The following is a 15,054-nucleotide window of genomic DNA, read 5'->3' as shown; positions in this document are numbered from 1 at the left end:
CGATGGCGACGTACACACTCCGCGCGAAGCGCCGCAGGTCGGCGCTTCGGACGGTGGCCTTCCTGTCACCGTGGCTCATCGGGTTCGGCGTCTTCTTCGCCTATCCGCTGGTGTCCACCGTGTACTTCTCGCTGATGAGGTACGACGGCTTCGGCACACCCGCGTTCCGGGGCCTGGACAACTGGTCCTACGTCTTCCAGGACTACCCGCTGTTCTGGCCCGCGCTGCGCAACACGCTCTGGCTGGTGCTGGTCATGGTGACCTGCCGGGTGGTGTTCGGGCTGGGCGTCGGCCTGCTCATCACGAAGATCAGGACCGGCACCGGGGTCTTCCGCACCCTGTTCTACCTGCCCTACCTCGCCCCGCCGGTCGCCGCGACACTGGCCTTCGTCTTCCTGCTCAACCCCGGCACCGGCCCGGTCGACTCCGTGCTCGGCGACCTCGGTCTGCCGGCGCCCGGCTGGTTCACCGATCCCGCCTGGTCCAAGCCGGCCCTCACCGCGCTCGCGCTGTGGGGGGTGGGCGACCTCATGGTCATCTTCATGGCCGCCCTGCTCGACGTCCCGAAGGAGCAGTACGAGGCCGCCGAACTCGACGGCGCCTCGGCCCGGCAGCGGTTCCGGTACGTCACCCTGCCGAACATCTCGCCGATCGTGATGTTCGCCGTCGTCACCGGAGTCATCCAGACGATGCAGTACTACACGCAGCCGCTGGTCGCCGGGAAGGTCGCCTCCGGCGTCATCGGCGGCTCCGGCCAGCAGTTCGAGCCGGGCTACCCCGACAAGTCGACGCTGACCCTCCCCCAGCTCGTGTACAACCTCGGCTTCCAGCGCTTCGACTACGGCTCCGCCTGTGTGGTCGCGCTCGTCCTGTTCGCCCTCGCCATGGCGTTCACCGCGTTGCTGATGCGGCGCCGGGGCGGACTGATCCAGGCAGGTGACCGGCCATGACCCAGGTGCTGGAACGGCCGGTGCGGCCGGCCACCCCGACCGCCGCCGAACGCACCGCGCGCCGCCGCGCGGTGCTGGAGTGGATCGCCGTGCACTCCCTGGGCGTCGCGGCCGCCCTGTTCTTCACCCTGCCGTTCGTGTTCGTCGTGCTGACCTCGCTGATGAGCGACCAGCAGACGCTGACCCGCGACCTGGTCCCGCGGACCTGGGAGTGGGGCAACTACGCCCAGGTCCTCGACACCCCGGGCTTCCTGACCTGGTGGCGCAACACGCTGCTGTACGCCGGGCTCGGCACGGTCCTCACCCTCGTCTCGTCCGTCCCGGTGGCGTACGCGCTCGCCAAGTTCCGCTTCCGGGGCCGGAACCTGACGCTCATGCTGGTCGTCTCGATGATGATGCTGCCGCCGCAGGTCGTCATCATCCCGATGTACCTGTTCTGGGCGAAGCAGCTGGACCTGTCGGGCACCCTGTGGCCCCTGATCGTCCCGATGGCGTTCGGGGACGCGTTCTCGATCTTCCTGCTGCGCCAGTTCCTCACCACCATCCCCGACGAGTACCTGGACGCGGCGAAGGTCGACGGCTGCGGCGAACTGCGCACCCTGCTGCGGGTGGTGCTGCCCATGGCGAAACCGGGTATCGCCGCAGTGGCCCTCTTCCAGTTCTTCTACGCCTGGAACGACTACTTCGGGCCGCAGATCTACGCGTCCGAGAATCCGGGCGCCTGGACCCTGTCGTACGGACTCGAGTCGTTCAAGGGGGCGCACCACACCGACTGGAACCTCACCATGGCGGCGACCGTCCTGGTCATGGCCCCCGTGATCCTCGTGTTCTTCTTCGCCCAGAAAGCGTTCGTAGAGGGCGTCACGCTCACCGGAGTAAAGGGTTGAATCTCAAGTGAAACTCACCGTGGTCGGCGGAGGCTCGACCTACACGCCGGAACTCATCGACGGCTTCGCGCGCCTCCGCGACACCCTGCCCATCGAGGAACTGGTCCTGACGGACCCGGCGACGGACCGCCTGGAGCTGGTCGGCGGCCTCGCCCGCCGTATCTTCGCCCGCCAGTCCCACGCCGGGAGGATCACCACGACGACCGACCTGGACGCGGCCGTCGACGGCGCCGACGCGGTCCTGCTCCAGCTGCGCGTCGGCGGCCAGGCGGCCCGGCAGCAGGACGAGACCTGGCCCCTGGAGTGCGGCTGCGTCGGCCAGGAGACCACCGGCGCCGGCGGCCTCGCGAAGGCCCTGCGCACCGTGCCGGTCGTCCTGGACATCGCCGAGCGGGTCCGGCGCGCCAACCCCGCCGCCTGGATCATCGACTTCACCAACCCGGTCGGCGTCGTCACCCGCGCCCTGCTCCAGGAGGGTCACCGGGCGGTCGGCCTGTGCAACGTGGCGATCGGCTTCCAGCGCAAGTTCGCCGCCCTGCTCGGCGCCTCGCCCGCCGAGATCCACCTCGACCACGTCGGCCTCAACCACCTCACCTGGGAGACCGGGGTGCGCCTGGGCGGCCCCGAGGGCGCGGACATCCTGCCGAAGCTGCTCGCCGAGCACGGCGACGCCCTCGCCGCCGACCTGCGCCTGCCCCGCGTCCTGCTGGACCGGCTGGGCGTGGTCCCGTCCTACTACCTGCGCTACTACTACGCCCACGACGCGGTCGTACGGGAGATGCGCACCAAGCCGTCCCGCGCCGCCGAGGTGGCCGCGATGGAGCGCGAGCTGCTCGCCCTGTACGCCGACCCGGCGCTCGACGAGAAGCCGGAGCTGCTGTCCAGGCGGGGCGGGGCGTACTACTCGGAGGCGGCGGTGGACCTCGCGGCCGCCCTGCTCAACGGCGCCGGCAGCCCCTACCAGGTGGTGAACACCCTCAACCGGGGCACGCTGCCCTTCCTGCCCGACGACGCGGTGATCGAGGTGCAGGCCGCCGTGGGACAGGACGGCCCGGCGCCGCTGCCCGTGCCCCGCCTCGATCCGCTCTACTCGGGTCTGACGGCGCAGGTGACGGCCTACGAGGACCTGGCGCTCTCCGCGGCCCTGCACGGCAGCCGCGACCGGGTGTTCCAGGCGCTCCTCGCGCATCCCCTCGTCGGCCAGTTCGAGTACGCCGAGAAGCTCACCGACGAGCTGATCGCACACAACCGGGAGCACCTCGCGTGGGCATGACCGCACGTGTCCTCGCCATCGACGCGGGAAACAGCAAGACCGACGTCGCCGTGGTGGCGGGCGACGGCACCGTCCTGGCCACCGCCCGCGCGGGAGGGTTCCGGCCGCCTGCCGTGGGCGTCGGGCAGGCGATGGACACGCTCGCCGAAGCCGTGGAGGAGGCGTTCACGGCCGCGGGCGTGACCCGCGCCGACCACGTGTCGGCCTGTCTGGCCAACGCCGACCTGCCGGTGGAGGAGGAGACCCTGGCGGCCGCGCTGCACGCCCGCGCGTGGGGCACCCGTGCCGAGGTCCGCAACGACACCTTCGCGATCCTGCGCGCCGGGGTCACCGAGCCCCGCGGGGTGGCCGTCGTCTGCGGCGCCGGCATCAACTGCGTGGGCCTGCGCCCCGACGGGCGCACCGCCCGCTTCCCGGCGCTCGGCCGGCTGTCCGGGGACTGGGGCGGAGGCGGGGGCCTGGCGGAGGAGGCGCTGTGGCACGCGGCACGCGCGGAGGACGGACGGGGCGCGCCCACCTCGCTGGCCGACTCGCTGCCCGCCCACTTCGGGCTGTCCTCCATGTACGCGCTGATCGAGGCCCTGCACCTGGGGCACATCCCGGAGCGGCGCCGGCACGAACTGGCGCCGGTGCTCTTCGCCACGGCCGCGTCCGGCGACCCGGTCGCGCGCGCCCTCGTCGACCGGCTGGCCGACGAGGTGGTCACCATGGCGACGGTCGCCCTGACCCGGCTCGGTCTGCTCGGGGAGGAGACGCCGGTCCTGCTCGGCGGCAGCGTCCTGGCGGCCCGCCACCCCCAACTGGACGACGGCGTACGGGACCTGCTGGCCGTCCGCGCCCCCAAGGCGGTACCGGAGGTGGTGGCGGCGCGTCCGGTGCTGGGCGCGGCCCTGCTCGGGCTGGACGCGGTGGGCGCCCCCGAGGAGGCGCACACCCGGCTGCGGCGGCACTTCGAGCCGTAGCCCGCTCCCGCCCGGGGACGCCCCCGGGCGCTCCCGGGACACGCCCCCGCACTCCCCGGCCGCCCGGCGCGACGAGGTGGAACCGAACCGATTCCCACGGCGTTCTCATGGGCAGGGGGTGGTGCGGGGGCGTGTTCGGCGGTGCCGGGAGCCGGGACCACCGCCGTGACCGGACCGAGGTCGGGCGAGGCCGGTGCGGATGCCGGTCCTGGCCGCGATACTGGCCCGCGACGGATGGCCATGGGGGAGGTCGGCATGACACGGACACCGGGCGGCAGCGCGCCGCCACCGGGCCAGGACCCGGCCAGGAGCGTGCCGACGCTGTCGTCCGTGCCGGCCCAACCGGGGCCTCCCGCACCCGAGTCGGCGCCCGCCTCCGCCGCGCCCGCGCCCGGCCCGCGGGCCCGCCGCACCGCGTTCGCGGAAGGCCTGGACCAGCTCCGGGCGGCCGCCACCACCGAGCCGGGCCGGCTGCGCATCCTCGGTGCCGTCCTCGCGCTGCTCGTCGTCGCGTTCGGCGCCGTCGCCGCCTGGCAGATGACCGAGCGCACGGCCGCGGCCGACGACGTCCTGCACCGCAGCCAGCCGCTCAGCTCCGACGCGGCCGACATCTACCGTTCCCTGGCCGACGCGAACACCGCGGCGGCCAGCGGCTATCTCGCGGGCCTCCAGGAGAAGCCGGCGATGCGCGCGGGCTACGAGAAGGACATCCGTACGGCCGCCGCCAAGCTCGTCACCGCCGCCGCCAACTCCGATCCGGGTTCGGCCTCGGCCCGTACGATCGCCTCGCTGAGCCGGCTGCTGCCCGAGTACAAGGGCCTGGTGGAGACGGCGCGGGCCAACAACCGCCAGGGCTACCCGGTCGGCGGCGCCTATCTGCGCGCGGCGAACGAGATGATGCAGCAGCGGATGCTGCCGGCCGCCGAGAAGCTGTACCGCACGGAGAACGCCCGCCTCGGCGCCGACTACGCCGACGCCCGCTCCTTCCCGTGGGCCTCGCTCGGCCTCGGCGTCCTCGCACTGGCCGCCCTGGTGTGGGCCCAGCACCGCACCTACCGGCGCACCAACCGGGTCCTCAACCACGGCCTCGTCGCCGCCACGGCCGCCGCCACGGTCGCCCTGCTGTGGCTCACGGTGAGCCACACCGTGGCCCGCGCGGGCCTGGACGACTCCCATGAGCACGGCGTGCGCTCCCTGACGGTCCTGCACGAGGCGCGGATCGCCTCCCTGACGGCCCGCAGCGACGAGAACCTCACCCTGGTCCGCCGCGGCGCCGACACCCGCGCCCTGGACGACGGGAGCGTGGTGGACGCCTACGAGTGGGGCTACGACCGGCAGATCGACGCCCTGCGCTCGGCGCTCGCGCGGGCCGCGGACCTCGCCGACGACGCGGCGGGCAGCAAGCCCGTACGGGACGCGAACGGCTTCATGAAGGTCTGGAAGGACCGCCACGACCTCGCGCGCGCGGACAGCGACTCCGGGAACTACCAGGCGGCCCGCGACCGCGTCATCGGCGCCGCGAAGGAGCCGACGAGCGTGTGCTTCGACAACGTCGACAAGGCGCTGGCGACCGCGCTCACCCACGAGCAGGGCGAGTTCCGGCGGGCCGCGGGTGGCGGCCTGGACGCGCTGACGGGCGTCCCGGCCGGTGCCGCCGTCCTCGCGGTGCTGGGCGCGGCGGGCGCCGTCCTCGGCATCGGCCGCAGGCTGTCGGAGTACCGGTGAGAGGGGGCAGGACGATGAACGCACACGCCGGCGCCCGTGTCGGCTCCGCCCGGCGGTGGCGGCGCCTGCGGGCGGGCCTGCGCGGCTGGGGCGGCGTCGGCGCGATGGCCTTCCTCTGCGCCCTGGCGGTCACCGCCGCGCTGCTGCTGCCCCTGTCCCAGTCCGCCGGCGGCGCCGCCCCGGCCGGGCACGGTGTCACCCACGCCGGGCAGGTCAGGGCCGACAGCTGCGAGGACCCGCAGGACCGGAGCCTGTCGCCGTCCGGCGGCGGCGGGAAGACCCCGGCCGTCGACGCGATCAAGGCCCGGGAGGACCGGCGTCTGGTCGTCGGCGTCGACACCAACAGCTACCGCTGGGGCTACCTCGACCCGAACAACCCCTCGGGCGAGCTGGAGGGGTTCGACATCGACCTGGTCCACCGGATCGCCGAGGACATCCTGGGCGACCGCGACGCGGTGCGGTTCAAGGCCATCCCGACCAGCCGGCGGATCGAGGCGGTCCAGAAGGGCGAGGTCGACATGGTCGTGCGCACCATGACGATCACCTGTGACCGGCTGGAGCAAGTCGCCTTCTCCGCCCCCTACTTCGTCACCGGTCAGCAGGTCCTCGCGCCCAAGACGTCGCAGGTCACCGGGTTCGACGCGTCCCTGGCGGACCGCAAGGTGTGCTCGGCCCGGGGATCGACCGCGTACGACAACCTCGAAGCGGGCAGGAAGGAAGGCGTCCTGCCCGCCTCCACCGACATCCGCACCACCGTCCCCAATCAGCTCGACTGCCTGGTCAAACTGCAGCTCGGGGAGGTCGACGCGGTCGTCACGGACGGTGCGCTCGCGGCGAGCCAGGCGGCGCAGGACCCGGCCGTCGAGCTCAAGGGCGGCCTGTTCACTGACGAGTACTACGGAGTGGCGATGAAAAGGGGATCCGACGATCTGGTCCGCCGGGTCAACCGGATCCTGGAGGACTACGTCGAGGACGGCGGCTGGGCGGAGTCGTACGAGAAGTGGCTCCACCCGACCATGGACACGGACGGCAGGAAGTCGGCGTCGGCGACCCCGCCCGAGGCCCGCTACGCGTAAGCGGCCCGCGGGCGCGGGACGGCACGGACGAACGACTGACGGAACTCAACGCAGCGAGAGGTGATCGATGGGCGTCACGGACCCCGCCGGGCCGGTGATGGACCGGGACGAGGTGGACCGTGCGCTGGCGCGGCTCGGCCAGGAGCACGAGGCGATCGAGACCTCGCTGCTCGCCCTCCAGGACCACGCGGGCCGCAGACTCCTCGAAGGGGCCGAGCTGACCGGCGTGACCAAGGAGCGCTGGACGTCGGTGGAGGCCTCGATCACGCTGCTGTGGGCGTACTTCGACGCCTACACGGGCGCGCTGCGCTCGGCCCGGGAGATCCGCTCCCGGCGCCGCTGGTCCAGCCGCGAGGACCTGGTGGAGCTGACGGAACTGCTGCGCGGCGAGTGCGTGACGGTGGCCGGCCAGGCCGCCGCGGCCGCCAACGGGCCGACCCCGCACGGCGGTCCGGGCCGGCTGAGCGAGCGGTACTCCCTGGCCGCGCTCGTGGACCGGATGAACGAGCTGTACGCGACCTCGCTGGACATGGTCGTGGCCGCCGACGCCGTCTGGTCCGCGCTGCCCGCCCGGATCGATTTACTCGCCGCCGAGCTCCAGCGCACCCGCCGGCTCGCGCACTCCGTCGGGGTGCGCCCCGGCGAGCATCCGGCCGGCGACGACCTGGAGCGGATCACCCGCACGCTGACCCGGCTGCGCGCCGAGGTGGTGTCGGACCCGCTGGCCTACTGGGTGCCCACGAAGGGCAGTTCGGCGCCGGGCGGCGGCCGTCCGGACACCACCGTGTACGACCGTGAGGCGCGCGCCCTGGAGGACGTGCGCCGGGAGATCGACGCGGTCCTGACGGTCCGCCAGGACGCCGAGCAGCGCCTGGTGCGGCTGCGGGACGTGCTCTCCCGCGCGGACCGCACGCTCGCCGAGGCCCGCACCGCCCGCGGCGAGGTGCTGGCGAAGATCGCCGCCACCGAGGTGCCGGTCGTCAGCGGTCCCCCGACCGTGCTCCAGGAACAGCTGGCGACGGCCGCCGAGTACCGCCGGCAGGCGCAGTGGCACCGGCTGTCGCCGCTGCTGGAGTCCCTGGAGCAGAAGGCGGAGGACGAACTGCTGCGCGCGCGTGAGTCCTTGACGGCGGTCACCGCGCCGCTGGCGGTCCGCGCCGAGCTGCGCGGCCGTCTCGACGCGTACAAGGCGAAGGTGGCCCGGCACGGCTTCGCGGAGGACCCGCTGCTGGTCGAGCGCTACGACGCGGCGCGCCGCATGCTGTGGAGCGCGCCCTGCGACCTGCGCGTCGCCGAGCAGGCGGTCCTGCGCTACCAGCAGGCGGCGGCCGAGCTGCTCGGCGGCGGCGGTGGCCGCATCCCGGGTCCGCGCACTCCCGAGGACGGTGCGGGGAGCGGGACATGAGGGGCAGGGGGGAGACATGAGCCAGGCGGGGCAGACCTGTCAGCGCCCGGACTGCACCGGGTCGTACGAGGACATGGGCGGCGGCGAGCTGTACTGCGACACCTGCGGCCTGGCCCCGGTCGTCTCGGCGACCGGTACCGTCGGCTCGCCGTCCACCGGGGTCGCGGCGGGCGGCAAGGGCGCCTCGGCCGGCGGCGGTTCGCGCTCCACCGGCCGGGGCAGCTCGCGGACGTCCTCGCAGTCGTCGCGCTCCTCGAGGTCCCGGCGCTCGGTGTCGGGGCGGCTGTCGCGCTCGGTGTCGGGGCGGTCCACGGGCCGTTCGGTGTCGGTGCGCAGCTCCGGTTCCACGGCCGGCTCCAGCGGCCGCGGCCGGCTCGGCGCCGGCCTGGTCCAGGTGCCGGACGTGCCGCGGCCCGACCCGCGCGCGATGGTGCTGGAGAAGGCGGAGGTGCCGGAGCGCAAGCGGTTCTGCTCCCGCTCCGACTGCGGCGCGCCCGTCGGCCGGGCCCGCGGCGACCGGCCGGGCCGCACCGAGGGGTTCTGCACGAAGTGCGGGCACCCGTACTCGTTCGTGCCCAAGCTGCGCGCCGGGGACGTCGTGCACGGCCAGTACGAGGTCGTGGGCTGTCTGGCGCACGGCGGGCTGGGCTGGATCTACCTGGCCGTGGACCGGGCGGTCTCCGACCGCTGGGTGGTGCTCAAGGGCCTGCTGGACACCGGTGACCAGGACGCGATGGCGGCGGCGATATCGGAGCGGCGCTTCCTCGCGGAGATCGAGCACGCCAACATCGTGCGGATCTACAACTTCGTCGAGCACCTCGACCAGCGCACCGGCTCCCTCGACGGCTACATCGTGATGGAGTACGTCGGCGGCAAGTCCCTGAAGGAGATAGCGAACGCGCGCCGTACGGAGACGGGCCGGCGCGACCCGCTGCCGGTGGAACAGGCGTGCGCGTACGGCATCGAGGCCCTGGAGGCGCTCGGCCATCTCCACAACCGCAACCTGCTGTACTGCGACTTCAAGGTCGACAACGCCCTCCAGACCGAGGACCAGCTCAAGCTGATCGACATGGGCGCGGTGCGCAGGATGGACGACGACGAGTCGGCCGTCTACGGCACGGTCGGCTACCAGGCGCCGGAGGTCGCCGAGGTCGGCCCGTCGGTCGCCTCGGACCTCTACACGGTCGCCCGCACCCTCGCCGTGCTGACCTTCGACTTCCAGGGCTACACGAACGTCTACGCCGACTCGCTGCCCGACCCCGACCACATCGAGGTCTTCCGCCGGTACGAGTCCTTCTACCGGCTCCTGGTCCGTGCCACCGACCCCGACCCGGCCCGCCGTTTCGCCTCCGCGCAGGAGATGGCGGAGCAGCTGACGGGGGTGCTGCGCGAGGTCGTCTCCCTGCAGACGGGCCGGGCGCGGCCCGCGCTGTCCACCCTGTTCGGGCCGGAGGTGCGGGTCACCGACACCGTGCTGTTCCCGGAGCCGGCCGGGGAGGTCTCCCGGCTGGGGGCGCGCCCGGTGCCGGCCCGCGGGGGCGCCGCCCGCCGGACGCCGGCCGCGACCGCGCCGGCCCCGGCACGGATCGTCAAGGAGGCCGACGCCCCCGCCGCCGCGCTGGCCCTGCCGGTCCCCCATGTCGATCCCGCGGACCCGAACGCCGGTTTCCTCGCGGGTCTGCTGACCACCGCCCCGGCGGAGCTGCTCGGCGCGCTCGCCGCGGTGCCGGCGCCGTCGACGGAGTCCCGGCTGCGGCAGGTGCGGGCCTGGCTGGAGGGCGGCGACCCGGGCGCCGCGCACGAGGCCCTGCTGCGGCTGGAGGACGAAGGTCCCGACGACTGGCGGGTCGTCTGGTACCGGGGCGTGGCCGCGCTGGCCACCGGGGACCACGAGGGCGCCGCGCTCGCCTTCGACGCGATCTACGACGCCTTCCCCGGGGAGCTCGCCCCCAAGCTGGCCCTCGGTCTGTGCGCCGAGGTGCTGGGCCAGTTGGACAACGCCGCCGAGTACTACCGCCTCGTGTGGACGACCGACCCCAGCCATGTCAGCGCCGCCTTCGGCCTGGCGCGGGTCCAGCTCGCGACGGGGGACCGCCGCGGGGCCGTGGCGACCCTGGAGTCCGTCCCGGAGAGCTCGATCCACTACACGGCGGCACGCGTCGCGGCGGTCCGGGCCCGGCTGCGTCAACGCACGGCGGTCGCCGGGGACGTACCGTTCCTGGACGACCTGACGGCCGCCGCGGGGCAGGTGGAGGCGCTGGACGCGTACGGCCTGGACCCGGCGCGCCGGGAGCAGTTGTCGGCGGAAGTGCTCGGTGCGGCGCTGGACTGGATACTCTCCGGTGGCCAGGGTTCCGCCCCGTCCGCCCCCGGAGGACGGACGCTGCTCGGCAGTGGCCTGGACGAGCGGGGACTGCGGTTCGGCCTGGAGCGCTCGTACCGCATGCTGGCCCGGCTGGCCCCGGGCGGCGAGGAGAGGATCGACCTGGTGGAACGTGCCAACCGTTACCGCCCCCGGACGTGGGTGTAGTTGATGTCGCAGATGCCCCAGTTGTCCGCCTGCCCGAGCTGCGCCTGGCCGCTCGACTCGGGTGACCGTTTCTGCGGTGCGTGCGGATACGACCTGTCCACCGTGCCCGCACGGCCGGACGACCACCCCACCATCGCGCTGAACGGCTCGGCCTCCGCGGGCACCGGGTCCGGCGGTCACGACCTGCCCCCGGGCACGCCTCCCCCGCCGCCGGTGCCGCCGCCCGGCATCCCGGCCCCCGCCGCGCCCGCGTCCGGCCCGTCCCGGTTCCCGGCCCAGGCCGGCGAGAGCGACCCCGCCCCGCGCACCCCCACCGTGCCGGACGGCGTCCCCGTCCAGGCCGAGTCCCCCGACGCGCAGCCCTCCGGGGTGCGCCTCGACCGCCCGGCCGAGCCCGACACGTACGCCCTGCAGGCCCCCGACCCCCGGGTGGGCGCCGGGGCGCCCACCCCGGCGGAGGGCACCAAGGTGTGCGTCGCCTGCCGCGCCGGCCAGGTCGACCGGGACGGCTACTGCGAGAACTGCGGGCACGCCCAGCCCCGCGAACGGGACCACATGGAGCAGGAGGCCGGCCCGGTCGCCGCCGTCAGCGACCGCGGACTGCGCCACCACCGCAACGAGGACGCGTTCGCCGTCGCCTGCACCACCCTGCCGGACGGGCGCCCGGCGACCCTGGCGATGGTCTGCGACGGGGTGTCCTCGGCGACCCGCCCCGACGACGCCTCCCTGGCCGCGTCCCGGGCCTCCGCCGAGTCGCTGCTGGCCGCGCTGCCCCGCGGCACCCATCCGCAGCAGGCCCTGCACGAGGCGATCGTCGCCGCCTCGAACGCGGTCAACGCGCTCGCCGCCGAACCGGCCACGGCCCGCGAGCAGGCCCCCCACCAGAACGCCCCGGCGTGCACGATCGTCGGCTCCGTGGTCACCCCGGACCTGCTGGTCGTCGGCTGGGTCGGGGACAGCCGCGTCTACTGGGTCCCGGCCGACCGCTCCGCTCCCCCAGCCCGGCTCACCGAGGACGACTCCTGGGCCGCGCAGATGGTCGCGGCGGGCCTGATGAACGAGGCCGAGGCGTACGCCGACGAGCGGGCCCACGCCATCACGGGCTGGCTCGGCGCGGACGCCTACGAACTGGAGCCGCACACCGCGTCCTTCAAGCCGGACCGCCCGGGGGTCGTCGTGGTCTGCACGGACGGCCTGTGGAACTACGCCGAGGCCGCCGAGCACATGGCCGAGATCGTCCCGGCCGACGCCGCCACGCGCCCCCTGCACGCCGCCCGGGTGCTCGTGGGCCACGCCCTCGACGGCGGCGGGCACGACAACGTAACAGTGGCCGTCCTGCCGTTCCCGGCACCGCCGGCAGGGGCAGGATCGGCCTGAGGCCTGCCGCGGGGACGGCCTCAACGGACCGGAGGGGACCGGTCCGTCGGCAGCCATGACCCCAGCACGGGGTTCTCTAGGGGGATTTGAGAACATATGGCCAATTTCTCGAAACCAAGCGTGCCGCGGTTCTCGGTGGACGTGTACCAGAACGAGTACCTGCCGGAGGGCGGCAGCGAGGTCAACGCGATCGTCACGGTCACCTCCACCGGTGGCGGCACCCTCGGCGGTACGGCCGCCGCGGCCCGTCCTGCCGGACCGGACGCGAACGCGGCCGTCGCGCTCATGGTCGACTGCTCCGGCTCGATGGACTATCCGCCGACCAAGATGCGCAACGCCCGCGACGCCACGGCCGCCGCCGTCGACACCCTGCGCGACGGCGTCCACTTCGCGGTGATCGGCGGCACCCATGTGGCGAAGGAGGTGTACCCGGGCGGCGGCCGCCTCGCCGTCGCCGACACCACCACCCGCGAGCAGGCAAAGCAGGCGCTGCGCAAGCTCAGCGCGGGCGGCGGCACCGCCATCGGCACCTGGCTGCGCCTCGCCGACCGGCTGCTCTCCTCCGCCGACGTCGCCATCCGGCACGGCATCCTGCTCACCGACGGCCGCAACGAGCACGAGTCGGCCGGCGACCTGAAGGCCGCACTGGACGCCTGCGCCGGGCGGTTCACCTGTGACGCCCGGGGCGTGGGCACCGACTGGGAAGTGAAAGAAGTCACATCGATCGCCTCCGCCCTCCTCGGCAGCGCGGACATCGTCGCCGACCCGGCCGGCCTCGCCGCCGACTTCACGGGGATGATGGAGACCGCGATGGGCAAGGAGGTCGCGGACGTCGCTCTGCGGGTGTGGACCCCGGTCGGCACCACGATCCGGTTCGTCAAGCAGGTCGCGCCCACGGTCGAGGACCTGACCGGCCGCCGTACCGAGGCGGGACCGCGCGCCGGCGACTACCCCACGGGCTCCTGGGGCGACGAGTCCCGTGACTACCACGTATGCGTGGAGGTCCCGGCCGCCGGCCTCGGCCAGGAGATGCTCGCCGCCCGGGTCTCCCTGGTCGTGCCCCAACCGGACGGAAGTGCTCAGAACCTGGGCGCACAGGGTCTCGTACGGGCCGTATGGACCGACGACATGACCGCTTCGACATCGATCAACCCCCAAGTCGCCCACTACACCGGGCAGGCCGAACTGGCCCAGGCCATCCAGGAAGGGTTGGATCTCCGCAAAGCGGGCGATATCGATGGAGCAACGGCCAAACTGGGCCGCGCCGTTCAGCTCGCCGGGGCCTCCGGAAACGCGGATACGGCGAAACTCCTTGCGAAGGTGGTGGACGTGGTCGATGTCGCGACAGGTACTGTGCGACTGAAGGCGAAGGTCGCGGAGGCCGACGAGATGACACTCGAGACACGGTCGACAAAGACTGTTCGTGTAAAGAAGTGACCAGCAGGACCCTGCAGAAGCATCGAGCCTGGCCCCTCGGGGTGGGAAGAAATCCGGTCGGGAACGACCGGAAAGGAGAGGGGGAAGCGCCGACATGCCGACCTGCCCGAACGGACACCAGTCGGGTTCCGACGACTGGTGCGAGGTCTGCGGTCACCGCATGGCCGGTGCCGTACCTCCGCCCCCGCCGCCGCCCCCGCCCGCCGGCGGCTACGGCTTCCCGCCGCCCGGTGGCCATGGTGGCCATGGTGGTCCTCACCCCGGCCAGCAGGGCGGGCGTCCGTCCATGCCCGGCGGTCCGGAGCCGGAGCTCTGCCCGCAGTGCCGCACGCCCCGTGAAGGCGGTGCGCCGTTCTGCGAGGAGTGCCGGTGGAACTTCCTGACGAACACGGCGACCTCGTACACGCCCGCCGCCCCGCGTCCCCCGGCGCCCGGCGGCCCCGGCCTGCCCTCGCACTTCCAGCAGCAGCCCGGTCCCCCGCCGTCGTTCGGCGGCGGTGACTCCTACGACTACCAGGGCTCGCGCCCGTCCCAGGTGAACCGCCCGGCGGAGCCCATCCCGCCGTTCGGCGCGGACCCGCAGGGCCCGGGCGGCCCCGGCCGTGGCGGCCAGGGTGGCCCCGGTGGGCCTGGCGGCTTCGGCGGCGGCCCCGGTGGCGGTCCGGGCGGTCCCGGTGGCTTCGGCGACCCCTCGCGGCAGGCTCCCCCGCCGCCCGCCCCCACGCAGCCCGGCCCCGGCGCGGGCGGTGGCGCCCCGCAGGCGTTCCATCCGGCCGGTCCCGGCCACTCGGCCCCGCAGGCCCCGCCCGGTTTCCCGCAGGGGGGCAACCGCCCGCAGCAAGGCGGCCCGTCCTTCGGTGGCGGCGGGGACGACTGGGTGATCTCGCCTCCGGGCTCCGTCCCCGGCCAGGGCGCGCCGGGCGGCCCCGGGCAGGGCGGCTACGGCTACCCGCAGCAGGGTCCTGGGCAGGCCCCGCCGCCCGGCCCCGGCTACCAGCAGCAGCCGGCGACCTGGACGGCGACCATCGGTCCGGACCGTGAGTACTTCATGGCGATGATGCAGCGCTCCGGCCCGGAGGCCGCGGGCCTGAACCTGCCCGCGTACTCGCCCGAGCAGCAGCGCACGCTCACCGGCAACCAGGTCACCATCGGCCGCCGCCGGCACTCCACCGGCGAGTCCCCCGACATCGACCTGTCGGTGCCGCCGGAGGACCCGGGCGTCTCGCACCAGCACGCCGTGCTGGTGCAGCAGCCGGACGGCACCTGGGCGGTCGTCGACCAGAACTCGACGAACGGCACCACGGTGAACAACTCCGAGGACCCGATCCAGCCCTTCGTCCCCGTTCCGCTCCAGGACGGCGACCGGGTGCACGTCGGGGCGTGGACGACGATCACGATCCGGCGCGGCTAGCCCGCGCTCCGGCGCTCGCAG

Annotated in this window: 11 protein-coding genes; all 11 read left to right on the top strand. The window is 73.9% G+C overall.

The window, feature by feature from the left end; all coding sequences use genetic code 11:
* Positions 1 to 2 precede the first annotated feature (2 nt).
* Positions 3 to 950, top strand: coding sequence for a sugar ABC transporter permease (locus tag ABZ899_RS01385; protein WP_361339062.1), 948 nt, complete (start codon positions 3 to 5; stop codon positions 948 to 950).
* Positions 947 to 1,837: a carbohydrate ABC transporter permease gene (locus ABZ899_RS01380; RefSeq protein ID WP_361339059.1), complete on the top strand. Its 891-nt coding sequence runs from the start codon at positions 947 to 949 to the stop codon at positions 1,835 to 1,837. The genes ABZ899_RS01385 and ABZ899_RS01380 overlap by 4 nt, the downstream gene beginning before the upstream one ends.
* 7 nt (positions 1,838 to 1,844) lie before the next feature.
* Positions 1,845 to 3,110, top strand: a complete 1,266-nt coding sequence (locus ABZ899_RS01375; protein ID WP_361339056.1) for a 6-phospho-beta-glucosidase — start codon at positions 1,845 to 1,847, stop codon at positions 3,108 to 3,110.
* The gene (locus ABZ899_RS01370; RefSeq protein WP_361339053.1) at positions 3,101 to 4,072 is read left to right on the top strand and encodes a BadF/BadG/BcrA/BcrD ATPase family protein; all 972 of its coding nucleotides are present in this window, start codon (positions 3,101 to 3,103) and stop codon (positions 4,070 to 4,072) included. Before ABZ899_RS01375 ends, ABZ899_RS01370 begins: the two co-directional genes overlap by 10 nt.
* Before the next feature lie 255 nt (positions 4,073 to 4,327).
* Entirely contained in the window at positions 4,328 to 5,797 is a 1,470-nt protein-coding gene (locus tag ABZ899_RS01365; RefSeq protein WP_361339051.1) for a hypothetical protein, read from the top strand.
* A 14-nt stretch (positions 5,798 to 5,811) separates the two neighbouring features.
* On the top strand, positions 5,812 to 6,873 hold the full coding sequence (locus ABZ899_RS01360) for a glutamate ABC transporter substrate-binding protein (RefSeq protein WP_361339048.1): 1,062 nt from the start codon (positions 5,812 to 5,814) through the stop codon (positions 6,871 to 6,873).
* 67 nt (positions 6,874 to 6,940) lie between these two features.
* Positions 6,941 to 8,278, top strand: coding sequence for a hypothetical protein (locus ABZ899_RS01355; RefSeq protein ID WP_361339046.1), 1,338 nt, complete (start codon positions 6,941 to 6,943; stop codon positions 8,276 to 8,278).
* 16 nt (positions 8,279 to 8,294) lie between these two features.
* Positions 8,295 to 10,808, top strand: a complete 2,514-nt coding sequence (locus ABZ899_RS01350) for a tetratricopeptide repeat protein (RefSeq protein ID WP_361339044.1) — start codon at positions 8,295 to 8,297, stop codon at positions 10,806 to 10,808.
* Positions 10,809 to 10,811: 3 nt separating this feature from the next.
* On the top strand, positions 10,812 to 12,185 hold the full coding sequence (locus tag ABZ899_RS01345) for a PP2C family serine/threonine-protein phosphatase (RefSeq protein ID WP_361339042.1): 1,374 nt from the start codon (positions 10,812 to 10,814) through the stop codon (positions 12,183 to 12,185).
* Between the two features lie 96 nt (positions 12,186 to 12,281).
* Complete coding sequence (locus tag ABZ899_RS01340) at positions 12,282 to 13,622, top strand: VWA domain-containing protein (RefSeq protein ID WP_361339039.1); 1,341 nt, start codon at positions 12,282 to 12,284, stop codon at positions 13,620 to 13,622.
* Positions 13,623 to 13,716: 94 nt separating this feature from the next.
* Positions 13,717 to 15,033 (top strand): FHA domain-containing protein, encoded by a 1,317-nt coding sequence (locus ABZ899_RS01335; RefSeq protein ID WP_361339037.1) that lies wholly within the window; start codon positions 13,717 to 13,719, stop codon positions 15,031 to 15,033.
* The last annotated feature ends 21 nt before the right edge of the window (positions 15,034 to 15,054 follow it).

This window comes from Streptomyces sp. NPDC046859, assembly GCF_040645135.1.
GTDB lineage: Bacteria > Actinomycetota > Actinomycetes > Streptomycetales > Streptomycetaceae > Streptomyces.
Note: the sequence above shows the minus strand (reverse complement) of the source record. Positions and strands in the feature narration are given on the sequence as shown.